The organism is Enterococcus sp. DIV1224, from assembly GCF_050555455.1.
GTDB classification, from domain to species: Bacteria; Bacillota; Bacilli; order Lactobacillales; family Enterococcaceae; genus Enterococcus_B; species Enterococcus_B lactis.
The window spans coordinates 2,491,211-2,515,648 of record NZ_CP187859.1; the positions used below are offsets into that span (position 1 = coordinate 2,491,211).

Genomic DNA, 24,438 nt, shown 5'->3' on the forward strand with positions numbered 1-24,438 from the left:
TCCTTCTTATTTCTTGAAGCTGACCACTTCTGTCACAACCTCTTTTTAATAACCATAAAATCCTATTCCTTCATATCTCCAGCCCATTGGCGTTAGCCAATCTCTTTCTTTCGCACTTAAGGTATAGTGATGGGTACCAGTTTTTTCATTTGGATTGAATAGTCGATAGATTGGCTTGGAACCACCAGAGTAAAAACTTAGACCTTCATAGCGCCAACCGATTTTTGTTAAGGAGTTGATCTCAGATTGCGCCATTGTGTAATGATGGTCTCCGCTGTAAGGATTGTATAAACGGTAGACAGGCTGTCCACTGTTTGGTGCTTGCCAAGCAATTCCTTCATATTCCCAGCCTACAGTTGGCAGATAATTTTTTTCACCGGCATTCAATGTATACAAATGCTCTCCTGTATGACGATTATATAAACGATACATTGGAGAAGTTGAAGTTGGTGCTGTATCATACTGCGTCAGATTGTAAGTCTCGATTACATTGTTTAGTGTAGCACCATAATTAGGCGCAGTGGCATAACGACCGGTCAACCAAGCTGTAGCATCCTTGTAAGAGTTCGTATTGCTTTTCCATGCACCAGAATAGTAATACACGCCCGGCTGGAAAGAAGTCGTCTTCAATACCGTCACATTATCTTGTAATGATTCTTTGTACGAAGGATATTTTCTAAAAGCAGCATTTACCGTAATCCATTGTCCATTGACATATTCCGAAGTAGGCATCGTAACAGATTGGCCATTATAGCTTCCTTTGATTCCAAATAGATTGTAATTAGGAGCAGAAGCCAAGGTACTGTTCCCCCAGCCGCTTTCAACGATTGCTTGTGCAATCATGACTGATGCGTATAAGTCATTGGCACTTGCCAAGCTTTGTGCAGTGGATGCAATACTATCAATGAATGCTTGTTGAGAATTAGCAGATGAGCGGGCAGAAAAAGCGTAGCCAGTATAGTTTTCGAATTCAGACAAATCTGCTTGATGGGTATGTGTCAATGTTTGTCCATCTGTCAATTGGTTCGTGATTTCTTCCGCATTCTCTGGATTTTTCTGAGCTTCTGCTGATGTGCTTTCTTCCGTTTGCGGTTGTTCTGTTGTCCCTGTTGTTGATTCTTCAGTTGAAACCGTATTTTCGGAGACAGTAGCTGACTGCAACGTACTTTCTGTATCGTTTTCAATTCCTATTTCTGAAGAACTCGTTGTCTGAGCTGTGACTGTTCCTGTCGTTTCTTCAGCTAGCACGGTTGTGTTGGCAACTGCTAGATTTCCTAAAAGAATAACGCTAAATAATAAATTTCTTGCTTTCATTCTTTTTCTCCTTTAAATATGAAACTTTACCTAAATAACAGTGTAACTAAAAAAGTAAAAGTAAGTCAATGCTCATAATTAAATAACGTACGTTTCTTTATTTTGTGCTCTCAATGATCCTCATATATTCCTTTAAATTACTATAATTATAAAAAAAGAATTGACAAAACATAACTGTCTATATAAAATGATTACGTTAACAATAATTCGTTTCATGTGACTAGATCATACTAGGCATGAAAAATCTCTGAGGAACATGGTTTCCCTAGGAGGTTTTTCGTGTCTATTTTTGTTTGGTCGCAATCAACTGGTCTAGCAGACATGAAAACCAAATCTTCAAAAAGGGTGCGCGCATGAAAATCAAAAAGATCTTTAATCAAAATGCAGTATTGGTAGATGACGGTGGGCAGGAAAAAGTAGCTATTGGAAAAGGAATTGGATTTGACAGAAAAAGAAATGATTTGATCTTTGATCGTGATATTGAGCGGATATTCGTCATGGAGCCAGAAGGACAAATCAAATTGCAAAATCTACTCAATCAGATCGATGAACGCTTTTTGTTTGCAGCAGAAACAATCATCGATCATGCGGAAACTGTCTTGATGGAGAAACTGAATGAACATGTGTTGATCGCTTTGACCGACCACATTGCTTTTTCTGCGGAGAACATCAATAACGGTATCGTCATCCGCAACAAGCTTTTGAGAGAAATCGAAGTGCTTTACAGTGATGAATTCAGTATTGCTCAATGGGCAGTAGAATATCTGACAAAAGAGCTTGGGATTCCATACACTTATGACGAAGCAGGATATATCGCAATCCATATCCACAGCGGACGAAGCGGTCGAAATAATAACCATCGCAGTATCCGTGAAGTGACGATTGTATCTGATATCATCCATTTAGTGGAATCAGAATTGGAAACAGATATCCATTCAGAACCATTTTCACTGAATTATTCAAGACTGGTGAATCATTTACGACTGCTTCTACAACGAACCCATGCACAACAATATGCTGTCTTAGATACGGAAATCGTAGAAATGGTCAAACGAAAATACCCAGAAAGCTATAAGATTTCTAAAAAAATCCGTGTGTTGCTGACCAAAGAATACCAGCTCGCGATCACGAAAGAAGAACTGGGTTACTTGGCCATCCATATCGAGCGTTTAAGAAGCGCAATCGTACAAACAAATGTTAACAATCATGAGGAGGAAAAAAATTGAAAGCATATCTACAACGAATGGGACGTTCCCTTCAACTCCCAGTTGCGGTCTTACCTGCTGCTGCTTTGCTAGTAGGGATCGGAAACTGGTGGGCATCTTATAGTAACGACATTGTCGCTCATTTTTTACAAGCTGGCGGTAACGCAGTTTTAGGTCAATTGCCTTTGCTGTTTGCTGTTGGGTTAGCACTAGGGATGTCAGTGGACAAATCAGGTGCTGCTGCCTTGGCAGGTTTGGTTGCATTTGAAGTTCCCGTAAATGTTTTAAAAACTGATTCAGTAGCCACTTTATTGAATATCAAACCAGAATCAGTTGATCCATCTTTTGCTCAGATCAGTAACGTATTTATTGGTATTATTGCCGGATTGATTGCGGCAGCTCTTTATAATCGTTTCCACGAAGCAAAATTACCGATGGCTTTATCTTTCTTTAGCGGCAAGCGTTTAGTGCCAATCTTAGCTGCCTTCGTCATGCTGCTGATCAGTGCAGTGCTACTGCTCGTATGGCCTCCGGTTTACTCTGCTTTAGTTTCTTTTGCTAAATTCATTTTGAGTTTAGGATGGGTTGGTGCAGGTCTTTATGGCTTCTTCAACCGTTTACTGATCCCTACAGGATTGCATCAAGCAATGAACTCCGTGTTCTGGTTTGACGTAGCTGGAATCAATGATATCGGTAAATTCTTGGCTTCTGAAGGAACAAAAGGCGTAACAGGAATGTATCAAGCTGGATTTTTCCCAATCATGATGTTCGGGCTTCCAGCAGGAGCATATGCTATTTACAGAAATGCACGTCCAGAAAACAAAGCAAAAACAGCTTCATTGATGTTAGCAGCAGCTTTTGCTTCATTCTTTACTGGTGTAACAGAACCACTTGAATTCTCATTTATGTTCGTTGCTTGGCCATTATATGTCTTGCATGCCATTTTCACTGGGATTTCTTTAGCAGTGAGTGCATTCTTCCATTGGACAGCAGGATTTGCCTTTAGTGCCGGATTTGTCGATTACTTCCTATCTTTGAAAAATCCGATTGCGAATCAGCCTTTGATGTTGATCGTCCAAGGGTTAGTAACAGCAGTAATTTACTACTTTGGCTTTAACTTTGCTATCAAAAAATTCCATCTGATGACTCCTGGCCGCGAGGAAGCAGATCTTTCAGATGACGATACTGCAACGACTAATTCAGACAATAAATATGCTGCACAAGCAAACAAAATCTACGCTGCATTAGGCGGAGCTGACAATGTAACTTCAATCGACAACTGTACTACACGTCTTCGTTTGCAAGTCAAAGATACAGGCCTGATCGATCAAAACAAAATCAAAGCCACTGGCGTACCTGGAATGAAAATCATTGATGGGAAAAATGCGCAAGTCATCGTAGGTACAGAAGTACAATTCGTTGCAGATGAGATGGCAAAATTGCATGGTGGCGCTGCAGCACGACCTACACAAACAAACACTGTGGTTAAAACAGAGACGTTTGCCGGTGGAACGATCGAACAAGATATTTACGCTATCGCAAATGGGAAACTGATTCCAATCACTGAAGTTTCAGATGATGTATTCGCAGAAAAAATGATGGGTGACGGCTATGCTGTATTACCAGAAAATGGAGAAATCTTCTCTCCAATCGCTGGTACGATCACAAACATTTTCCCAACGAAACATGCCGTTGGTATCCAAACTGATTCTGGTATCGAAGTCTTACTTCATATGGGCATCAACACCGTTGACTTAAAAGGCGAACCATTCACTTTATATGTAGAAGAAGGTCAAAAAGTCGCAAGAGGTCAATTGATTGCTTTAGTTGATCTTGCTGCTATTCAATCTGCAGGCAAAAACACGGATATGGTCGTTGTATTCACAAATGGCGACAAAGTCCAAAACCTAGAAATTAAACCCGCACGTGATGTAAAAGCAAATGATAAAATCGGCTCTGTTTCCAACAAAGCATGATCCATCGTCTTCCCCAGACTTTTTTATCGATAAACAAAAGCAGCTGAGACAAAAATCTTGTCTCAGCTGCTTTTTTCGAATAAAAACGGCGTTCTCCTGCCAACTCCGCGGTAATAAGTCCAGCCAAACGAAACATATGAAGAGCTATTTTTTATTTGACTCTTCTTATTACTTGATGCAGAACAGCTTTTTTACAACCTCTGGTAAACGGTGTTCAAAAACCAGTTTATCGGCATGAAGTCAAATTTATGCAAAAATGTGGAAAGCCATTTTCATAAAATTTTTCTTCATACTCAAAACTAAGCGGCTTTTTCACAACCTCTTTATATCATCCATTATTCCTGATCCAATATTTCTTTCAATGCTGCTTCAAGAGAGACTAATGGTTTTTCCAAAACTTTTTCTAAATCATCAGAAGAAACAGCTAACTGACCCTTTTTGATATCATGTTGGATCGCTAAAAACATGTCAGCTGCTTCTTGAGGGAATCCGGCTTCTTTTAGATTTTCGACAAACGCTGCATCACTTGCTTCAATAATTTCTAACTCTTTACCTGTCGCACGCTCTAATGCCTTGGCTAATTCTTCATAGTCAGTTAGATGGCCGGATAATTCTAAGATTTCTAGGGAGTCATTCTCTACTAGTACTTTTGCTGCGGCTTCTGCATATTCACGTTTCAATGCCCAACCTGTTTTTCCATTTCCTGCAGCATAAACGAATTGACCAGTTGTTAAAGCTTGCCCAATGATAGGTAATTCATTCTCTACATACCAATTGTTCCGTAAAAATGTATGGGGAATACCTGAATCCTTAATCGTTTTTTCAGTGAATTGGTGATCTGGCGCTAATACACTGATTGAGTGATCGGCATCTGCAAAACTTGTATAAGCGATATAAGATACCCCGGCTGCTTGCGCTGCTTTCACTACATTCTCATGTTCGGCTTGGCGATTTCCTGGAACGCCAGAGACAAAAAGCAATCGATCTATTCCTTTCAACGCTTCTTTCATTGAATCTAAATCATCATAATCACCAATACGTATGTTAAATCCAGCTTCTTTCAGTGCTTCTCCTTTTTCTTCACTACGTACTAGTGCATAGATTTCATTTTGTGGAACCATCTTTTTTAAGAATTCCAGCGCATAACCACCAAAACCTCCAGTTGCTCCTGTTACTAAATAATGCATCTTTCCCACTCCTTATTCCTTTTATTTGTTAAGATTTACAGCTGTACATTTATAAATTACACCTTTATCATAAAGAGTGTGGTAAGATAAGTCAAGCAAAAAAAATGAAAGGATGACAATTGATGAAGTATTCTCTGCAATTTAGTGATGCAATCCATGTACTTGCCTATATTGAAATGTTTCAAGATACCCGATTGCTTTCTAGTGAGATGATTGCCAGCAGTATCGAAACAAATGCAGCAAATGTACGTAAAATCATGAGTCAGCTCAAAAAATCCGGCTTGATCCTTACAAAAACCGGAAAACCGCAACCTTCCCTTGCCAAAAGACCAGATCAGATTTCTTTACTAGATGTCTATCGTAGCATTGAAGGTAATACACAGCTTATCCAAGTCGATCCAAAAACAAACCCAAATTGCGTCGTTGGTGCAAATATCCAGGAAGCTTTAGAAGAAAGCTACGCTCGGCTGCAGAAAAAAGCAGAAGAAGAAATGGCTAAGATCACACTTGATAGTCTGATACATAAAATAGCCGTTTTGGAAAAAGAAAAAAGACCAGAAAACACAGGCCTCGTAGAGAGATTTTTATAATTCTCTCTACTGGGCCTGCATTTTTCTGATCGGAATCGTCTACATAAATTCTTTTATTCTCCCAGGAACAAAATCCTTGTCATGCCTCTTTTTCCTCTCTAATGCTCAGGTCAAAACGCTACTTTCACGACCTCTATATTATCATGGTTTGTTGACTACCGGTATCCAGATTTCTCCAATGTATTTCCCATCGGCAACACCCATTTCAACGACAGCATTCGGTCCCCCAACATAGGCGTAATCTTCTACTTCTCTTAAAACATGTCCAAAGGCCGTATTCGTCAAATCATTTCTCAACTCTTCAGACGACTCAGCAGAAGCGCTTACAATGAGATAGGTTCCTTTTGGAAATGGGATGATTCTCGTAGTGTTAGGAATATCCTGACTCGTTTGAACACCGACATAGTACATCATTTTCCCGTCATAGGGTTCGTTGACTGTAAAGAAATAATGATTTTCAGCAGATTGTTTCAAGGTGTCTATTGTTCCGTCACTGATGACTTTTTGCTCAAAGGCTTGCTTCTCTGCTGCCAAACCGACAAAATCTGTATTGCTACTTTTCAATTCCACACCAATACCTGTCACTGCAAACTCTGGTTTTTCTTCAATCTTATACTTTGCCATTTCTCCCACCCTTTCTATTATGTTAAGTTCATCTTACATAAAATTAAAGAGAAATGACACGATTACGCTCTTCTTGTAGGGATACTTTCATTTTTTAACTATTTTTTTGCTTTCACTGCAATCCAAATTTCACTGTAAACATGACTGAAGTCCTCTCCCCATTTTGTAAAAGAGATCTCGGGAGCTTCAACTAACTCATAATCTGAAGAAGGAAGCCATTCTGCATAGATTTTCCCCCAAGTGTCTTGTAAAGTTTGGGGAAATGGTCCTTTATTAGGAAAAATGGCCCAAGTGTGTTCTTCTATAGCAAACATTTCTAAATCAGCGTACGGATTTTCTTTTGTCGTAGCAAAGCCGATCATGTGCATCAAACTACCCTTTTCTTCCAAGCGGTCTCCATCAAATCCATAAGAAGCGTTGATTACTTGATGTGGATATAAATCTCCTAACTTATGCATCTCTTCCCTTTGAGTCTCCGTGATCGTCTGCGCTAACTTTTGTATTTCTTGATTAACTCCTTCAAATTGGACAGGGACTTTTTTCGCCACACCTGCCACATAAAACTGTTCTTTCTTTTCGATACGAAATTCCATCGATTTTTTCCTTACGCGTATCATCCGTGCTTAGACCATCATAACTATCAAGGACTGTAACAACGATTGGTAATGTTATTTGCCTTTTCGTTTCATATTGTTCAAGATTTGCTACGCCGCATTCTTTGAATAACTGTTTTCTTTCTGTTAATACAAGAGAAATCCTATCCAACATTTTTTGCAGCTTTTCGTCTTCCTCCAAAGTGACAATGTCTGCTGTGTGAGGCAAATTTTTTAATGGCAATAGACCATTATTCCCAAAGTCCAATAAATGAAAGTGAATCTGATCCGGCGTGTTCTGACGTGAAAGATTCATTGTAATCGTTTGCAATATTGTTGATTTTCCGTACCCCGGACTTGCAAATATAGCAGTGTGGCTAGCTTTTACCAAATCATAATTATAGATTTCTTGTGTTTGTTTGGACGGTATGTCTACTACTCCAAGCGGGATATCCATTTTTCTTTCTTTCGTTTCTTTCACAGACGGCGTCACGATCTGGTCTTCCAGATTGGGTAACCAAGGCTTCTCGGGGAGGATATAATCCGACTGTTGAAAAATTTGATCGATCTTGTCAATCACTGCCTCTAGTTGCGTTGGTAATTCGCTAGTATCTTTTCCTTGAATCACTTCCTCACCAGGATCATAGAGCACCTCTGATTGCCCTAAATCATTGATCATAAAAATCCGTTCGTCCACATTCTCTTCGATTATTTTGTCTGGATCATATGAAACACCGGCATAACCGCTTTGGAATAATTCATATACTTCATTTTCGCCAACTTTAAGATAACCACGACCAGGATTTATGATTTGAGCAGCATCTGGGGTTTTTAGTAATTCATTCGAATCTTGGACACTAGCCATTTTAAGTGCGATTTTACTTGTACTATTTGCTTCAATCTGGTCATTTACCACACCAGATGGCTTTTGTGTGGCTAGAATCAAATGGACTCCTAGCGATCGGCCGATTCGTGCTACTGAGGTCAATTCTTCTAAGAATTCAGGAACATTTGCTTTTAATTCAGCAAATTCATCTGAAACTAAAATCAAATGTGGTAATGGTTTACTAGGATAAGTGATAGCTGGATTAGGGTTTAGACGTTGTTTATATAAACTCATGTATCCATTGATATTGTTTACTCCATATTTAGCAAACTCTCTTTGTCTTTTGTTCAGTTCTGCTTTGATACTTGCCAATGCACGAGCCGTCCCTGCACCATCTAGATTAGTAATTGCCCCCATGAAATGAGGTAATTTTTCTAATGTATTTGCAATTCCTCCACCTTTCCAGTCAATAATCAGCATTCCGATATCCTCTGGAGAAAAATTAATCGCCAAACCTAGCAAATAGGTGGTCAAAAACTCCGATTTTCCTGAACCAGTCGTTCCTCCAACGAGTGCATGTGGACCATGAACCCGCTCATGCAGATCCCAATAGACATACTCCGATTTTCCTCTCCAACCAATCAAAGAACGAATTGATTTGTTTGGTTCAGCTTTCAACCAGCGAGTCCGAATAGAAAGTTCTTCTATTTTTTTCACTTCGTATTGATCTAATAAACTAAGACTTTCCGGCACCGCATTCTTCTCCACTTCCACGTGCTGCAGGTTCGCTAAACGCTGGATGGCTTGCTCCAGTGGATAGCTAGTTGGCAGATGATTCGGCAAGAAGGTCTGATTGATGTATTCGCTGTTTTGATTGATCAGGGTAGCAGATTCACTACTTTAATATTCGATGAGCGTTGTCGTTGTCTCCGGCAGCATGTTCAAGGCTTCTTTTCCCCAAATGACTGTCACACCGTAAAGACTCATGTCTTCAGCCAGAAATTCATTCAATCCATGACCTGAAAGCCAGCTTTCATCAAGGATCGAAAAAATGTAATGCGGCTGAAAAACAACTGTTTCATTTCCGGCTTCTTTGACTTGCTGGCGTCGCTTTGTCAGCATTTGATAAAAGGAATTCAGGACCATGTCCCGTGACTGTGCGTGATGGACGATTCCCCGAAGATTCAAATGTCGGATCTTCGTATGGGGCAGCCAGCGCCAGGCACTCCACTCCTTTTGATAATCCGCTTCCGGAACCAATGTGATGAATTCGACATCTCGGTACGAATGAAGAACCGATAATTGGAAAAGGATGGTTTGGACGGCGGTTCGCAGTACAGCAGATGGTCCTGCTAATCCTAGCGTCTGATCCTTTAGCGGAACGACGATTGGCGCTTCGTCCAACTGTTTATAAGGCCAGACGAGCTGTTCTTCTGCTTCTTTGCTCAAATCATCTTCTTCTGCTGGCTGGTAGTTCGTCTTGAAACTGGAGATGATTTCTCCTGTGCCCACTCGAATATTCAAAAAATCTTCATTGCGGCTCATACGCTCATAGATCCGCGCATGATATTCTTTAGCCATCACAGCCAAATCATCTATAGAAGGATTCATATACGCTAACGCTTCTTTTTGTTTTTGCTGCAGCTTGTTCAGTTCTGATTTTTTTTGAAGCATATACTGGCGGTAGGTGGTTTCCCGTTCCTCGTTTGTTCGTTTCGTTTCTTTTTTATTGGTCAGATAACTGGAAACTGAAAAACCAGCTGTCAATAGACTCGCACCACCCATGCTCAGCATCATGATCGGGTTTCCTCCGCTAAGAAAACTTGTGGCACCGCTTAAAACGACCATACCAAGTGGTGGCACGATTGTTTTCAATAAGTCATTCCTGCCTTCTGTTTCTTTTGGTTTCGGTGCAAGGATCTCGATTTCATTCGCTGGTTCTTTCAAATGGATACGCGGGCTTCTTCTAAAAAATGGGAAATCATTCGGATATTCGGGAAGAAACGTTTCTTCTACCAGTTTCCATGGATCCAGCTGATAGTTTGTGCCCAGACTGGTGAAACGCAGCTGCTTTTCCCGGACTTCGATCACTAAACGATCGACCATCAACCGATCTCCTACGCCAAACGAAAATGTACCTTCTTGTATAAGCTGATCGTTGTAGTAAACACGTTCCTTACTCGGATAGATCTTCAGCTGATATTCTTTGGTTTTAGGATCGATAGGAATTGAGATCAATGCATCTGTTTCTAAAAAAACTGCCGATTTTTTCGCTCCGGAGATCAGAAAATCTTTTTTGGGTTTATTCGTAAAAACAGTTTCCAGCTCTTCATGTCTTAAAATCAGCAAGTGTTCATCTGACTTGATTGGTTTTCCGTCACACAATAACTTCTGGTCTTCATAAGTGAAGCTTTGACCGTTAAGTACGACTTGACGCTGTTTCTCGGTGAGTTGTTCATGGACGAACGTTTCACCAAAATAAAAAATATCAAAGAGGATCTTTACAGATGTCCGGATTTGATCACTTAATGGGACGAACCGATCAGTTGGCTTCATTTCCATCTTCTCCTCCTAACAACTTCATGTATTTATTGATCTCTTCTTCATACTTTGTGAGCAATTCTTGTTTTTTCTCACCTTTCATCTTGTTGTTGGTCTTTGTTGCATCGTATAACTTGGTATAAGTGTGTAAGATATATTGATTGTCACCAAGATTCTTAGCGACATCCAGTGCCTTATCGAAGTTCCCTTTTCCAGCATAGATCCAGTAAAGCAATGTGTTGTCGCTCGATTTAAGGGACAAGTTATTTAAAATAGCTGCCTTTTGTTCATTGGACAAATTGTCCAGTTGTACGGCACTGACTGCGGCAACATATTTAGCACCAGTGGGCAGTTTTTCAGGTTCGTCTTCTTTCAACGTATTCAAAACACCAGCGTAATCATTGGCGATATATTGTGTCTCAGCGGAACTGATACGCTCTTGTGCCGGGAGTTTATCCAGAGCATAGATCCCTGTCGCAACAGCAAATCCGATTGTCGATACCCCCAATACCAAGCTGCTCCACTTAAAAATCTGATGATTTCTTTTACTGACCACTTGTGTTTCTTTGGCTCGTTTTTGCTTTTGCTTCAGAATCTCCGTTGCTAGCAACTGATCGATGATTTCGATCGTATCTGCTTCGTTTATTTTTTTTGTAAAGGCATCTTTCAGCGTACCGCTGCCTTCGATCAGCAGTTCATAGTTTAATCTAGGATGCAGGATATAAAGGACCAATGCCCGATATTGCTTGATAAAATCATCTTCTTCATTGATATAAGGGACGATCGTTTCCATAAATCCTCGGTGCCCGATAACTAGTTCTTCTCCACGAACGAATAGATTAGCAGGATGGAGGAAAGGCTGAGCTGGACGGTGTAGAAAATCCGTTAAGAAATGGATTTTTTGTGCCAGCAGCAAACGTTGGAAAAGTTCTTCTTTTTTGACGACTTGTTCAAGCGGCAAGGTAGCCGTTTCTTTTTTATAGCGAATAACCAGCTTTTCTTCTGTTGCTTCTATAATCTCTCCTGACAGCATTCGGATACCAGGTGCTAAAAAGTGCTGATACTGTGTCAGTTTGTCCAGCCTATACTGATTGGCCTGCAGAGTCACCTCTACAGCGTTAGTCTCATTCATAAATCCAATGGTTTGGTCGATGTTCTGTATTTCTCTCACAGTGGGTTTTCCTCCCTGTTTTTTTGTCTTTCGATCACTTGTAACTGATCGCCATTGCCTAAAGAATAATCAGCTAAGATGGCCTCATTTCTCAAATGAATGGGTTTATTCAAAAGAGCCAATTCAAAATTTTCGGGAAGTCGGATATGAATGATTGGAAACGACTCTTGTAAAATTGTTTTCAGTCGTGCCACAGTGACTTGGCTTGGGACTTTCAGATCGATGATCCGATCAACTGTATGCAGACTGATACTGATTGTTGTACCTTTTTCCATGCTACACGCCACTCCTGCTCCTTTTATTTTTGTGATAAGCTAATTGTTTCCCTAAAAATAGACCGATTCCTATGCATAGGCTTCCGCCAAGAACATAGCCGCTAAAGGTAACCAGCTGATTTACTTTCCTTTGCTGCATGGTTGAAGAAGAAGTACTTTGGACTGAAGCAACAGTGTCTCCTTCTTTGAAGAGATAAGGCATTACTTTTTGGTCAAGAGCTTCTGGCTCAGTCGTTTCCTCAAAAAATATTTTTTCCTGTGCAGTTGAGACCAGTTCTTTTTGTTTTGCTTTCAATTGCTGATCTTTCGCTTCTTTCTCCGCCAAAAACAAGTCATTGATGGCAAAAGAGACCTCGTTTCCGCCTGCTTCCGTTTGCTGATCCTCATAGATTACCTGATTGTTGATTGTAAGAGACCCTTGTTCAGCATGCACACGTGTTCCGTCGAAGCTAATAGGAAAAAGAACACTCAAAATACCGATGATCCAACAGATTTTTCTTTTTTTATTCATGATTCACGCTCTTTTCTATCTTGTTCTTCAGGAAGAACAATGAGATTCAGAAACAGTCCTAAAACAAGAAGGATGGCGATCACAAGATAACTGACCCAACCGATACGGCCGCCATTCAGCAGGACTGTGAAACCATTTTGGATATTTTGGAGCGGTGACAGCCGATAGAGAAACTCGGTGAATGAACCTATTTTGACCGTCACTCCTAATAATGGTGTGAGTATGAAATACAATCCTAGAACGCTGCCGTAACCATATAAGGTAAGTTTCTTGAATTGCCGTAAACAGCCTGTGACAAGCAGCTGCATGCTGGCAAAGGTCAAAAAGGCATAGCTGAACCACAACAAGCGATTCGCCGTGCCAGCACTTGCACTGGTAGCACCAGCATAAAAACCGGCAAGTAAGATCGTCACAAACGAAAGAAGGAAGACATTAGGAACGTTCAGCCATATCCTTGTCGGCTGAACCAGCAGATTGGCTTCTGTCACTTTACGTTTTTTCATAAATCCTAGTAATGAAAGCCCTGCGACCATAAGCAGAATCGCGCCAGTTAATGTTGCGTAATAAGGAACTAACGAGATTTGTCTTGTTTGTCCGAACACACCTTTTCCTTGGATCGGCCGTGACAGAAAATGGAAAACTTGTGTATTGTCTGCTCCGCCGTTTTTCGTGTTGGACAACACTTTTTCAAAGGTCTTTGCATATTCTTCGTTTTCTTTCGTTATTTGCTTCGATTGTTGAATCGATTGATCCAGATTGGTGAGGATCGTTGTTGCATTTGTCTGAACATCAGCTGTCGTTGTTTTTAATTCTTCGATTACCGGCGCGATATCTTTGACTTCTGCAGCAGATTTCTCGGTGCTAGCAGCCGTTTCTTTGGATGATCGCATCAGTTCTTGCATCGTTTGGACTAAAGACTCTGTTTGGGTGGCAATTTGTTTCGTCTCGTTTTCTTCAGGATGCGGATTTTCTTCATTGATCACTGATGCGGCTTCGATTTTTGCTGTTTCGCCCCATGCATTGTATGAATCCTTGATTTGCCGGTTGGCATCTGTGAACCATCGATTCAATTTATCTGCTTCCTGTAGCAGTTTTTCCGGGATGGTCATCAGATTCAATGTGCCGTAAAGCGTAGGGCTGGCTTCTTCTTTATTCTGATCTGTTTCATGCCCAATGACCGCTTGCAGTCGATTGATCTGAGTCTCGGTGTCCTTGTAGATCCTGTCTCCTGATTTCTTGTATTCTTCATATAATTTATCGGTAATGACCGTTTGTTTCTCAGCATTCGTAATATTGTCATACCGACGATAGATCGATTGGTCTTTAGCTAGTTCCAGAACTGTTTTCCCTTGGTTTTCTGATGCACGGATCATGGCAGCATAAGACTGGACTGATAACGACTGGTTCGGATTACCGAAAAGAGTCGCGATTTGCTGCGCAGCAGTATCCAGTGCTTGTAAATGTGTCAGAATTTTAGGCACATCATCGATCAGCGGCTGATCCATCGGGAGATAGACGGCATACTGATGATCGCTTTGGACCGTTTCGTTCCTGCACCATGAATAGTAAAGTTCATTATAAGATGTCGCTTGTTCTATTGAGTTCAAATGCCAGATGATCGGCAGGTTGACCGTGAATGTCACCTGTTTCGGCAATTCTTTTTCTTGCGGGTCATCTGTTGAATCTTGTGTACTTTCTTCCGTTTCTTCGATTTTTTCAGGTGCTGCGAATGTAAATTGATGATCTGAATGGTCGATGATCGTAGTTTGATAGCGATAAGGATGCAGTTCATCATTCACTAACTGTTCGATTTCTTGCAGCTTGGGACCATCTAGCATCACACTGACTTGTTCTTGCGAATCAGCTGGTAATTGGATCGAATAAGTATTCTCTTTTGTCGGGTCCATGGAAAGCGTGACTGTTTGCTGCGGAATGGTGATCATTTCAGGATGTCCTTGTCTAGGATCTAAATACGTGAAATGGACCTCTTTTCCCAATGGCTTGTTCAAATCATTGGCGTATTTTCGGACGATTGCCAGTTCATCCAAGTAAAGGGAAGCTTGATCAGGTGTGATCACTTGCTGTTTTGCTAATTCGTCCACTAACTGTTCCAAGCTCTTGTCTGGGATCTGAGCCAATGAGGTCTCTAGTGTTCCTTGATACTCAGCGTTCAATTTGGGTGCGTTCCCTCCCAAATCGGAAATCAGCTGGAGGATAGCTGTTTTCACTTGCTCGGTGGTTGCTGTATCAGGAGTAGCTGCAGGATCGTTATAATAAGTCGCTGCAATCTGGCTTTTCAACTGGGTCAACTGTTCTGTCTGGGCTTGTAGCTCACCGATTTCTGACTGAAGTTCCGTGATTCTTTTTATTTGTGTCACTTGGAAAAGAACCGATTCTGATAAAAAACCGGCGTACACACCTGTGCTTTCTTGTTCATTGCTGGTATAAAAATCACCCAACTGGGACAAGATTGTTTCATTCAATTGATCATGCTGCTTTTTATAGTCTGCCGTATCTGTTTCCCATTGTTCGTTGAGCTGCTTTTTTTGCATCGCTACTTGATCATTGAATTGTCTGATCGATTCTTTCAGTTTTTCATTTGCCTGCTTCGTGTAGTCCTCGACCGATTCTTTGACTGCTTCAGTCGATTGGCTGCCTCCTTCTAATCCTTGATTGTTTCTGTCCAGCAACTCTTTGACCGACTGGACAAAGGCTTGCTGCTGGGCAGTAAAAGACTGATTGTCTGTGTCTAAAATACTGGCTGTTTCCAGCACATTCGTATAATTGCCTGGGATTTCTTTGAATGGACTGTAAATAGATGATTCCAAATTCGTCTGATAGTTTACTTGTGTTCCGGCGATTTGATTCACATTTTGCTGTGCTTCAAATAAATTCCCGACGATACTGGAAAAATACATTTGGATAATCCGCTGATTGAAGTCCGTTAAGATCGTGTTGACATTGTCTTGAATCATTTGATTCGTGATTTCATTTTGTCCATCTCGAACTTGATATTCGATCAATGCTTTTTCCGGATTGATACTTTGCAGCGAGAGCAATTTTTCAGAAAAATCTTGGGGAATGATGATTTGAGCATCAAATTGCCCGCTTTCTACACCAGCTGTAGCGATGTTTCGAGTGGTGGTTTCCCAGCGATTTTTACTGTCTTTATTGATCAATGTCACAAAATCCGAACCTAATGAATAATTTTTGCCTTCAAAGACTGCTCCTTTATCTTCGTTTACTAGTGCATATTGCATTTTCCCTGTAAGATCAGTTGTACTGATCGTGACGTTCTCATCTTTGAAACCTAAGTAAAGAAAGAAAAGCAGTAAAAATAAGCTAGCGGCAATTGTTAGAAATAATGAAATGTTCCTTCTAAAATCAGTTAACATCTAAACTCTTCCACTCCTTAAAATAAATGCGGTTAAAAACAATTGGCTCTACGCAGTAAGACAAATTTTTGCAGAAACTTCTTCAAAAGTTTGTACAAAAATTGGCCTTAGTGCAGATAGTTTCTCAGCGCACTTTTAGCCAAAAGCAGGAACAGTGAGGAGAGGCTGGAAAAATAGTGGCTCCAGCCTCTTCTTGCTCCTGAATCTGGCTTCATGTGCCGATTCAGTTTTTCAGTGAGAAGCGAACGCCATCAAAAAATGCAGAAAAACATTGTCATCCATTTTTTCTTACGATATTAAGCCGTGAGGAACGACCATGCTCGATGAGGTCATGTGTCTGCTGATCACTCAAAACTGAATAATTATTATTGCCTTATTGCTTAAAATCCAAATGAGCCAGCGTCTTGACGATCCCGCTCTGCCACAGTGTCAGCATACTTGTTCAACTGTTGATTGATGCTTTCCAATAACTGCTCCATCTGTTTGACATTTCCTTCCAGCTGATTGTATTGCTCTAAATATGCTTGGAAGGCTTGTCCTTTCCATTGTTGAGCGATTTGTTGGTTCATGGAATTGACCTTTCTGATCGCATCTTGGATTTGAGATGCTGCCTGCTGGTAGACCTTTGCCTGTGATTTAAGCTGTTCGGGTGTGACTGCAATTGCTCCTGCCATGTTTGTTCCTCCTAATAAAAAGTTATTTTTTGTTACGCGTACATCATAAACTATTTTTTGTCTCTGTGGTCAAAATGTAGCATTCACGCACATCATGTGTCGTATACGACGTGTTATTTTGCCTCCTTATTCCTCCTTTTTTGACTGGTCAAAAATCCAAGAAAAATAACTATACAAATTATTTCTAATCTCACATATTTTTCTAAGTATGACCTTTTTAAATTTATTACAAATCACTTTGAAATAATTCTTAAAAACTGGCTGATATTTTAATGTTTTATGTTCTTTCTCAAAAAAATATAAAAAAAACGGCTAATATTTACTTGACAATACTCCTCTGTCCCCCTTTTCTTTCTATCCAGAACGAATATTCCCTCTTGTAAATGCAGATGATCCTCCTTCGTTTTATATGTGGTGAATATTCTCCCATTTATTAAGTACGTAAATATTTGAAAAAATTTTTTTTGATTTGATTTTTATTGTCTCATTATCCTTTTGATATTTTTCATGCAAAAAAATACCCAAGGTATTTGATGTAACACCTCGGCTGTCTCTCTTTTTATTTGTCTACTACTAGTAATTCGTCTAATTGAAAATCGATTTCATAGATTCTTTCTACATTTCTCAAAAGTTCATGATTCATTTTATGATATTTCGTTGCACCAAGTTGCTGACAAATCTGCAACGCTTGGTTTACTTTTTGTCTTCCTTTTTCATTTCCTTTGATCATCTCCCAGATTCCAGTGAGTAGGGAATACTGATTTCGTTCAAAGAACATATCTTCTTCTAAAAAGACTGCTTCAAGTTTTGAGATATATTTCCAAATTAGTCCGCGTTGTTGCTGCTGGATAAAATGGATAATCGCGTTTGCCAGCATCCGAAAGCTCTCATTCTTTCGATCCTTGCTGTTTTGATAAGCGGAAATACTGACTAATGCTTTATCTAACACTAAATCGATAAAGAATGGATCAAAAGCATACATACAATGATTGAATAACACCAACTCATAGTTCGTCCATGTCTGTGCATAAATCAGATACTGATAAACTTCTGAATCAGCAACATCAATTGGCTCATCTACTATACGAGCAATCAGTAATTTGCATAAACTAGCTAGATGTCTCTCCTTTTGAGTGATGTCTCCTTTTTCTTCGCACAGGCTGATCAAATGTTGCAATTCTTCTTTATCTTGATTCATAAATGCTAAAACCATTTCTTTCATCATCCGGTCCATGTTTGCCACTTCCGGCGGATAATCGAATATCCTCAGTTCATCATAACCAAGATTGAGTTTTTGTAAAAAATATGAAAATTTGCTAACTGTCGTGTCTGCTTGATTTTTTACAAACCGTTCGTAAACGGATCGGCTGACTTCCTTTCCGCATAATTCTGCTACGGAGATACCTTTTTGCTTTCGAACAAATTCGATGATCTCCCATACTTCCATTTTGCCAACTCCTTTATAAATATGGCTCTCCTTCAGTTGAAAACAATCGCAACATGATTTTGTATGAAATAACATATACCAATCCATCAGATCTTCATTTTTCATTTCTAAAAATCATTTTTTCGTAAGACGTTCCTTGTTTTTCATGATATCATCGCTGTTAAAACCAATTGTTCATTTACCAGTATTTTTAAAAAAACTTAATCATAATAGTTGTTTTATAATTTTGCAATCCATTAGGGGATAAAGAATAAGCGGTAAATTAATACATATAATACGTTATTTTATTTTTGCTATATGAAAAATACTCATTTTTATTTTTTCTAGTAGAATTTTATCTTCTAAGTATGCCCCTCGTATGAACTATTTACCATTGACAAACGTTAAATAAAAATTTAGAATATTCACAAGTTTGACGACAATTATGAAAATTTATGTCGTGCTAAAGGAGTTTTGTTATTGGATGAAAAGTTAGATATAAAAACTGCGATCAAAGACACGTTACCTACCGTTTTTGGTTATATCGGTATTGGACTTGCATTTGGTATCGTTGGGAAAGCTGCCGGGTTTCATCCGCTGGTCGTCACGTTGATGTCCCTGCTGATTTATGCTGGTTCCGCCCAATTTATCACGGTTAGTATGCTTGCTAGCCACAGTCCGTTGCTTTCCATCGTTCTCTCGACCTTTCTAGTCAATTCCCGAATGATTTTGATGAGTATGACGATCGCCCCTTATTTCAAGAAAAATCGGCTGATTCAAAATCTGCTCATTGGCACATTGCTGACAGATGAAAGTTTCGCTCTGGGAATGAATAAATTGAACTATACGGGACAAAAGTTAAACTTTCGTTGGATGAATACAGCTAATTGGATTTCTTATTTGACGTGGGTGGGTTCTTCTCTTGTTGGCGCACTTTTAGGTAATTTTATTACTGATCCGAAAAAGTTTGGTTTGGATTTCGCCATCGTCGCTATGTTTATCGGCTTACTTTATCTTCAAGTCATTTCTGATAGAAACACCTCTAAACGATTACAGTTGATTCTGATTGGTCTCACTTTGATTCTGGTATATGTCGGACTGATTTTTATCCCAAGCAACTTAGTGATCGTAGTTGTAACACTGATCGGGTGCGGATTGGGGGTGTGGATCAAACATGCCTTCTTTTGAGTTTACATTGCTGACTATTTTAGGTTGTACTCTAGCGACTTGGCTTTCTAGGGTCCTACCGTTTGTCTTACTGAAAAAATTCGACTTACCGCGACCGTTGCTTGAGTATTTAAGTTTTGTCCCAATCGTCATTATGTCTGCTTTATGGTTCAGCAGTCTATTTACCCAGAACATCGGACATCTGCCGCAGATCAATCTCGAAAATGCTTTGGCTTCAGTTCCTACGCTTTTAGCTGCTATTCTTTCAAAAAGCTTATTGGTGATCGTCTTGGTAGGTATTCTTTCCCTTTCATTGATTCGCTTATTATAAATAAAAAAACAAGAGCTTATGACAAATTACTGTCATGCGCTCTTGTTTTTTATTTATAATAAGAAGAAAATCGGCGTATTATTGCTTATCCGTTGAACGGACCACTAACAACGACTTTTCCTAACATATGTCCTGTTTCTACGTCTTTGGTTGCTTGTTTCAAGTTCTTCGCATTGATCCCATCTGAATAGACCTTGCTCAATGTACTGCGGATAATCCCTTCGTTTGCTAAAGCAGCAATGTGCGCTAAAGCTTCTCCTTGCGTTTCGATTTCATAGTTATAGTCTGTTTTAGCGAACATATACTCCCAGTCGAAACTGATAGATTGGTTTTTCCAAACACCTATGTCTAACGGCTCTTTGATTCCTACGATCGTTCCCACATGTCCAAATGGTCGGACAAGGTGCTTGATTTGATCAAAATAGCGGGTAATATCGAATAATACAGCGACATACTCTACTTGATCGATTCCCAATTCACGAAAACTTTTACTTAAGTCTTGATGATAATCGATTGGATAGTCTACGCCTGTTTTTTTCAGCCATTCAAAATTCTTCGGACTTGCAGTCGCATAGACTTCTAGACCAGCCCAATGCGCTAGCTGATTCAAAATCGAACCGACGCCCCCAGCTCCGTTAATCACTAAGATTTTTTTCCCGCGGTTGGCATTTTCTTCTGGAATCAGACCAAATTTTTCAAATAACAATTCATAAGCGGTCAATGAAGTCAATGGCAACGCTGCGGCTTCTTCATCTGACAGATTTTTCGGTGCAAGAGCGGCAATACGTTCGTCAACCAGTTGGTATTCTTGATTGCTTCCTGCTCTTGTTGTTGTACCTGCATAAAACACGCGATCGCCGACAGAAAATTTTTGCACTTCATCACCTACAGCAACGACTTTCCCGACCCCATCAAACCCTAAGATACGCAAAGCATTTCTTATCCCATTATCTTGGCGAAGTTTCGTATCGACAGGATTGACAGATACTGCGTTGACTTTTACCAGAAGATCCTGTGAAGTGGGTACAGGTGCCTGTTCTTTTTCATCCATAAAGCTTTTTGGATCATCAATCGGCAACCCTTCATAAAAACCGACTACCTTCATTAATTCCTTTTCTGACATACGAATTCCTCCTTAGCTTCATCAAGTTGGAGCATCCATACAATGTTCATTTCAATATATATAGTATGTTATTTGTTCCACCTTTTTTATCCATCATAATTATTCTCTTACTTAAAGTAAACTATTTGCACTTTTTTGGTTAAAAAAGAGGTTGCGACAAGACTTTTGTCACAACCTCTGATAAACGGTGTTCTCCTACCAACTCTTCGGTCACAAGTTACAATATTCATAAAATATGAGGAGCTATTTTTGTTTGGCTGTTCTTATGACTTGATGCAGGACAGCTTTTTCACGACCTCTGATTCACGGTGTTCAAGCAAGAAATCATTGTTCACTGAAAAGTGTTGGATGTTCTTTTTCAAAGGTGTCTAAGATCTCTCGTACTTCATCGGTAGATTTCGTATTCATCAACTGAACACGCAAGTCATTTGCTCCTGGAAATCCTTTGATATAGATTTTAAAGAAACGATGCAGTCCTGTGATCGAACGTGGGATGATTTCTGAATAATGATCTTGCAGATCTAGTTGCAGACGAAGTAGGCCAATCAGTTCTTTTTCTGTATGTTCTCTCGGTTCTTTTTCAAATGCATAAGGATTTTTGAAAATCCCCCGGCCAATCATGATGCCATCTACGCCATATTTTTCAGCCAATTCTTCTCCTGTCCGGCGATCGGGGATATCTCCATTGATCGTGATTAGTGTTTGCGGAGCGATTTGGTCACGTAAAGCAATGATTTTAGGAATGACTTCCCAATGTGCATCTACTTTACTCATCTCTTTACGCGTACGCAAATGGACAGAAAGATTGGCTATATCTTGATGAAGTAGGTGACTGATCCATTCTTCCATCTCAGACATTTCCGTATAACCGATACGCGTCTTGACGCTAACAGGCAAACCGCCAGCTTTAGCTGCTTCAATCAATTGTGCCGCTACTTCTGGACGAAGGATTAAGCCACTGCCTTTTCCACGTTCTGCTACATTAGGAACTGGGCAGCCCATGTTGATATCGATTCCTTGGAAGCCCATTTCTGCCATAGCAATGCTCATTTCTCTAAAAAATTCTGGCTTGTCTCCCCAAATATGGGCAACCATCGGCTGTTCATCTTCTGTAAAGGTCAATCTTCCTCGTACACTATCTTTTCCATCTGGATGACAGAAACTGTCTGAGTTTGTAAACTCAGTAAAGAAGACATCCGGTGCTGCTGCATGCTTTACGACATGGCGAAATACAACATCTGTTACATCTTCCATTGGTGCTAAAACAAAAAAAGGCTTTGGCAGCTCTTTCCAAAAATTAGTAGTCATTTGTTTGTTACTCTCCATTCTATCAAGCAGTGAAGTCGCAATCTTTCTCAAAAACATTGTCATTATACTAGGAAACAAAAAAAGAAGCAAAGTGAACAGCTTAAAAGATGTTTCTGATTGAACAAAAAAGACTGTGACAAAAATCTTATCACAGTCCATTTTCCGGAATAAATGGTGTTCAATCAGCTGACCCTCGGTATTCGCTCAACAAGCGACAAAATATGAGGATCTATTTTCCCGTTTGTTTCTCTAATACTCAGGTCAAAACGCTGATTTCACAACCTCTTTTCTAACTTCTCAATCCTCTTCCTTTATTGATCAAATACCAAGTAACGGCGTACAAAACAACGATGAATAACACAAGTACGATCATCGATGTTGCTACTGGCACATCGATCGTTCCAAGGAATCCGTAACGGAAACCGGAGATCATATAAACGATCGGATTGACTTTCGAAACAGCTTGCCAAAAGGGCGGTAACATCGAGATGGCATAGAAAACGCCACCTAGATAAGTTAACGGCTGCAAGACAAATGTAGGCACGATCGATACATCATCATAAGACTGAGCAAAAATCCCGTTGAGCAGTCCTGCTAACGAAAACAAAATCGCTGTCATCAATAATGTAATGATGACCATGAACCATGAATACACATGAAGTGGTACAAAAAACAAGGAAATGATCGTTACGAGAGAGCCGACGAGAATACTACGACCCACTCCGCCAATCACAAAGCCCCAAATGATCACATGGGTAGGAACAGGTGCTACCAAGATTTCTTCGATGTTTTTCTGAAATTTTTGAGAGAAGAAGGACGAAGAAACGTTGGCATACGAACTAGTGATAGCAGACATCATAATCAAACCAGGCACGATGAATTCCATATATGAAAAACCACCCATGTCACCGATCCGACCACCGATCATTTTTCCGAAAATAACAAAATACAAGGATGTCGTGATCACTGGTGGAACCAGTGTTTGGACCCATATACGCAAATAGCGGTTCGTTTCCTTGATAGCTAAACTTTTTAATGCAGTAAAATAAAGATTAAACATTTTTCTCCTCCGTATGATCATTTTCTTCTGTGATTTTCAAGAACAGTTCTTCTAAACGATTCGACTTATTCCTCATAGAAAGAACTTTGATTCCTTGTCTTGTCAGCTGATCGAAGATTCCGTTCACCCCTTGATTTCGTTCAACTTCGACAGCGATTGTCTGTTCATCTTCAAATGTACAAGCGTATCCTTCAATCACAGGTTTGGTCTCATATGGCGCTAAATCAAAGATAAATGTTTCAAATTGCAGTTTGGATAGAAGCTCTTTCATACTAGTATTCTCAATCAGTTCACCTGATTGGATGATCCCGATGTTGCGACAAAGCATTTCAGCTTCTTCTAGATAATGCGTTGTCAAAATGATCGTTGTACCATGTTCGTTCAATTCTCGGAGAAACTCCCACATCTCGCGTCTCAATTCAATATCGACTCCTGCTGTTGGTTCATCCAAGATCAGCAAACGTGGTTCATGCATCAATGACCTAGCAATCATCAGTCTTCGCTTCATCCCCCCGGAAAGCATACGTGCACGGACATTTCTCTTTTCCCAAAGATTGGACTGCTTCAAATATTTTTCGCTGCGTTTCATCGCTTCTTTGCGAGACACACCGTAGTAACCTGCTTGATTCACGACGATTTGCTGGACCGTTTCAAAGGGATTGAAATTGAACTCTTGCGGGACTAATCCAATCTGTTGCTTTGCTCGGACTAGATCCGTATCCAGATCATAACCGAAGACTTTCACTTTTCCAGATGTTTTATTGACTAAAGAAGTAATGATTCCGATCGTTGTAGACTTCCCAGCTCCATTTGGTCCTAATAGCGCATAGAAATCTCCTTCTTTCACGGAAAGATCGATTCCTCGCAATGCTTCGACCCCACTTCCATAAACCTTTTTCAAATTATTTATTTCAAGCGCATTTGCCATTTATTTCCTATCTCCTTATAGACATGATTCTTTATTGTATCATGGAATACAGCAGATGAAAAAACAACTTGGTTCCAGCGAAAAATCAGGTTGCTGGGCTCAGGAAAATCTTCTAATAAAAGACATCAATCGGATGAAGTCAGACAACCTTTTCAGAAAAAACAAATCGAAGATAAAGGATTACTATTCATATGTGCAACAAAAGGAGCGTGA

Annotated in this window: 18 protein-coding genes and 2 pseudogenes; 5 read left to right on the plus strand and 15 right to left on the minus strand. The window is 39.9% G+C overall.

Annotation, left to right across the window (positions count from 1 at the left end):
* Nucleotides 1–45 precede the first annotated feature (45 nt).
* Entirely contained in the window at nt 46–1,314 is a 1,269-nt protein-coding gene (locus IGK53_RS12265; RefSeq protein WP_002329823.1) for a glycoside hydrolase family 73 protein, read from the minus strand.
* A gap of 353 nt (nt 1,315–1,667) precedes the next feature.
* On the opposite strand from IGK53_RS12265, the gene IGK53_RS12270 reads away from it, so the two are divergent.
* Both IGK53_RS12270 and nagE read left to right on the plus strand, forming a co-directional pair.
* A complete protein-coding gene (locus IGK53_RS12270; protein ID WP_002310480.1) occupies nt 1,668–2,540 on the plus strand; it encodes a PRD domain-containing protein in 873 nt (290 codons plus the stop codon).
* On the plus strand, nt 2,537–4,495 hold the full coding sequence (gene nagE, locus IGK53_RS12275; protein ID WP_002329822.1) for an N-acetylglucosamine-specific PTS transporter subunit IIBC: 1,959 nt from the start codon (nt 2,537–2,539) through the stop codon (nt 4,493–4,495). Before IGK53_RS12270 ends, nagE begins: the two co-directional genes overlap by 4 nt.
* Nucleotides 4,496–4,830: 335 nt before the next feature.
* On the opposite strand, the gene IGK53_RS12280 is transcribed toward nagE, so the two are convergent.
* A complete protein-coding gene (locus IGK53_RS12280; RefSeq protein ID WP_002329821.1) occupies nt 4,831–5,682 on the minus strand; it encodes an SDR family oxidoreductase in 852 nt (283 codons plus the stop codon).
* 122 nt (nt 5,683–5,804) lie between these two features.
* Here IGK53_RS12280 and IGK53_RS12285 point away from each other — a divergent pair, with 122 nt between their 5' ends.
* Entirely contained in the window at nt 5,805–6,272 is a 468-nt protein-coding gene (locus IGK53_RS12285) for an Rrf2 family transcriptional regulator (protein WP_002314309.1), read from the plus strand.
* Between the two features lie 141 nt (nt 6,273–6,413).
* Here the strand turns inward: IGK53_RS12285 and IGK53_RS12290 are convergent, their stop codons facing one another.
* The 9 genes and pseudogenes from IGK53_RS12290 to IGK53_RS12330 form a co-directional block, all read right to left on the minus strand.
* A complete protein-coding gene (locus IGK53_RS12290) occupies nt 6,414–6,896 on the minus strand; it encodes a GyrI-like domain-containing protein (protein WP_002329820.1) in 483 nt (160 codons plus the stop codon).
* A 98-nt stretch (nt 6,897–6,994) separates the two neighbouring features.
* A pseudogene (locus IGK53_RS12295) lies at nt 6,995–7,495 on the minus strand (GyrI-like domain-containing protein); the annotation flags it as partial.
* Nucleotides 7,488–10,877, minus strand: a pseudogene (gene essC / locus IGK53_RS12300) (type VII secretion protein EssC); the annotation flags it as partial. The pseudogenes essC and IGK53_RS12295, both read right to left, overlap by 8 nt.
* Entirely contained in the window at nt 10,858–12,027 is a 1,170-nt protein-coding gene (gene essB, locus IGK53_RS12305; RefSeq protein WP_002329816.1) for a type VII secretion protein EssB, read from the minus strand. The gene essB and the pseudogene essC, both read right to left, overlap by 20 nt.
* Nucleotides 12,024–12,302 carry an EsaB/YukD family protein gene (locus tag IGK53_RS12310; RefSeq protein WP_002329815.1) on the minus strand — a complete coding sequence of 93 codons (279 nt, stop codon included), beginning with the start codon at nt 12,300–12,302 and terminating at the stop codon, nt 12,024–12,026. The genes essB and IGK53_RS12310 overlap by 4 nt, the downstream gene beginning before the upstream one ends.
* Before the next feature lies 1 nt (nt 12,303).
* On the minus strand, nt 12,304–12,813 hold the full coding sequence (locus IGK53_RS12315) for a hypothetical protein (RefSeq protein WP_002329814.1): 510 nt from the start codon (nt 12,811–12,813) through the stop codon (nt 12,304–12,306).
* On the minus strand, nt 12,810–16,208 hold the full coding sequence (gene esaA / locus IGK53_RS12320) for a type VII secretion protein EsaA (protein WP_002336179.1): 3,399 nt from the start codon (nt 16,206–16,208) through the stop codon (nt 12,810–12,812). The genes IGK53_RS12315 and esaA overlap by 4 nt, the downstream gene beginning before the upstream one ends.
* 380 nt (nt 16,209–16,588) lie before the next feature.
* Nucleotides 16,589–16,882: a WXG100 family type VII secretion target gene (locus IGK53_RS12325; protein WP_002310516.1), complete on the minus strand. Its 294-nt coding sequence runs from the start codon at nt 16,880–16,882 to the stop codon at nt 16,589–16,591.
* Between the two features lie 559 nt (nt 16,883–17,441).
* Entirely contained in the window at nt 17,442–18,329 is an 888-nt protein-coding gene (locus IGK53_RS12330; protein WP_002329812.1) for a transcriptional regulator, read from the minus strand.
* Nucleotides 18,330–18,788: 459 nt separating this feature from the next.
* On the opposite strand from IGK53_RS12330, the gene IGK53_RS12335 reads away from it, so the two are divergent.
* On the plus strand, nt 18,789–19,496 hold the full coding sequence (locus tag IGK53_RS12335; protein ID WP_002315845.1) for an AzlC family ABC transporter permease: 708 nt from the start codon (nt 18,789–18,791) through the stop codon (nt 19,494–19,496).
* Nucleotides 19,483–19,806, plus strand: coding sequence for an AzlD domain-containing protein (locus IGK53_RS12340; protein WP_002310520.1), 324 nt, complete (start codon nt 19,483–19,485; stop codon nt 19,804–19,806). The genes IGK53_RS12335 and IGK53_RS12340 overlap by 14 nt, the downstream gene beginning before the upstream one ends.
* Nucleotides 19,807–19,891: 85 nt before the next feature.
* Here the strand turns inward: IGK53_RS12340 and IGK53_RS12345 are convergent, their stop codons facing one another.
* The 4 genes from IGK53_RS12345 to IGK53_RS12360 all read right to left on the minus strand — a co-directional run bounded on the left by IGK53_RS12345 (nt 19,892) and on the right by IGK53_RS12360 (nt 24,225).
* Entirely contained in the window at nt 19,892–20,929 is a 1,038-nt protein-coding gene (locus IGK53_RS12345) for a zinc-binding alcohol dehydrogenase family protein (RefSeq protein ID WP_002329811.1), read from the minus strand.
* A gap of 324 nt (nt 20,930–21,253) precedes the next feature.
* Complete coding sequence (locus IGK53_RS12350) at nt 21,254–22,237, minus strand: tRNA dihydrouridine synthase (protein WP_002329810.1); 984 nt, start codon at nt 22,235–22,237, stop codon at nt 21,254–21,256.
* Between the two features lie 289 nt (nt 22,238–22,526).
* Nucleotides 22,527–23,297 carry an ABC transporter permease gene (locus IGK53_RS12355; RefSeq protein ID WP_002287492.1) on the minus strand — a complete coding sequence of 257 codons (771 nt, stop codon included), beginning with the start codon at nt 23,295–23,297 and terminating at the stop codon, nt 22,527–22,529.
* The gene (locus tag IGK53_RS12360; RefSeq protein ID WP_002329808.1) at nt 23,290–24,225 is read right to left on the minus strand and encodes an ABC transporter ATP-binding protein; all 936 of its coding nucleotides are present in this window, start codon (nt 24,223–24,225) and stop codon (nt 23,290–23,292) included. Before IGK53_RS12360 ends, IGK53_RS12355 begins: the two co-directional genes overlap by 8 nt.
* Nucleotides 24,226–24,438 lie beyond the last annotated feature (213 nt).

What these genes read in the sequence shown, in the direction of transcription:
- IGK53_RS12310 (WP_002329815.1), bottom strand. Translation starts at nt 12,302, where the DNA reads ATGGAAAAAGGTACAACAATCAGTATCAGTCTGCATACAGTTGATCGG.
- esaA (WP_002336179.1), bottom strand. Translation starts at nt 16,208, where the DNA reads ATGTTAACTGATTTTAGAAGGAACATTTCATTATTTCTAACAATTGCC.
- IGK53_RS12330 (WP_002329812.1), bottom strand. Translation starts at nt 18,329, where the DNA reads ATGGAAGTATGGGAGATCATCGAATTTGTTCGAAAGCAAAAAGGTATC.
- IGK53_RS12345 (WP_002329811.1), bottom strand. Translation starts at nt 20,929, where the DNA reads ATGTCAGAAAAGGAATTAATGAAGGTAGTCGGTTTTTATGAAGGGTTG.
- IGK53_RS12290 (WP_002329820.1), bottom strand. Translation starts at nt 6,896, where the DNA reads ATGGCAAAGTATAAGATTGAAGAAAAACCAGAGTTTGCAGTGACAGGT.
- IGK53_RS12270 (WP_002310480.1), top strand. Translation starts at nt 1,668, where the DNA reads ATGAAAATCAAAAAGATCTTTAATCAAAATGCAGTATTGGTAGATGAC.
- IGK53_RS12350 (WP_002329810.1), bottom strand. Translation starts at nt 22,237, where the DNA reads ATGACTACTAATTTTTGGAAAGAGCTGCCAAAGCCTTTTTTTGTTTTA.
- IGK53_RS12360 (WP_002329808.1), bottom strand. Translation starts at nt 24,225, where the DNA reads ATGGCAAATGCGCTTGAAATAAATAATTTGAAAAAGGTTTATGGAAGT.
- IGK53_RS12285 (WP_002314309.1), top strand. Translation starts at nt 5,805, where the DNA reads ATGAAGTATTCTCTGCAATTTAGTGATGCAATCCATGTACTTGCCTAT.
- IGK53_RS12325 (WP_002310516.1), bottom strand. Translation starts at nt 16,882, where the DNA reads ATGGCAGGAGCAATTGCAGTCACACCCGAACAGCTTAAATCACAGGCA.
- IGK53_RS12280 (WP_002329821.1), bottom strand. Translation starts at nt 5,682, where the DNA reads ATGCATTATTTAGTAACAGGAGCAACTGGAGGTTTTGGTGGTTATGCG.
- IGK53_RS12315 (WP_002329814.1), bottom strand. Translation starts at nt 12,813, where the DNA reads ATGAATAAAAAAAGAAAAATCTGTTGGATCATCGGTATTTTGAGTGTT.
- IGK53_RS12340 (WP_002310520.1), top strand. Translation starts at nt 19,483, where the DNA reads ATGCCTTCTTTTGAGTTTACATTGCTGACTATTTTAGGTTGTACTCTA.
- IGK53_RS12355 (WP_002287492.1), bottom strand. Translation starts at nt 23,297, where the DNA reads ATGTTTAATCTTTATTTTACTGCATTAAAAAGTTTAGCTATCAAGGAA.
- IGK53_RS12265 (WP_002329823.1), bottom strand. Translation starts at nt 1,314, where the DNA reads ATGAAAGCAAGAAATTTATTATTTAGCGTTATTCTTTTAGGAAATCTA.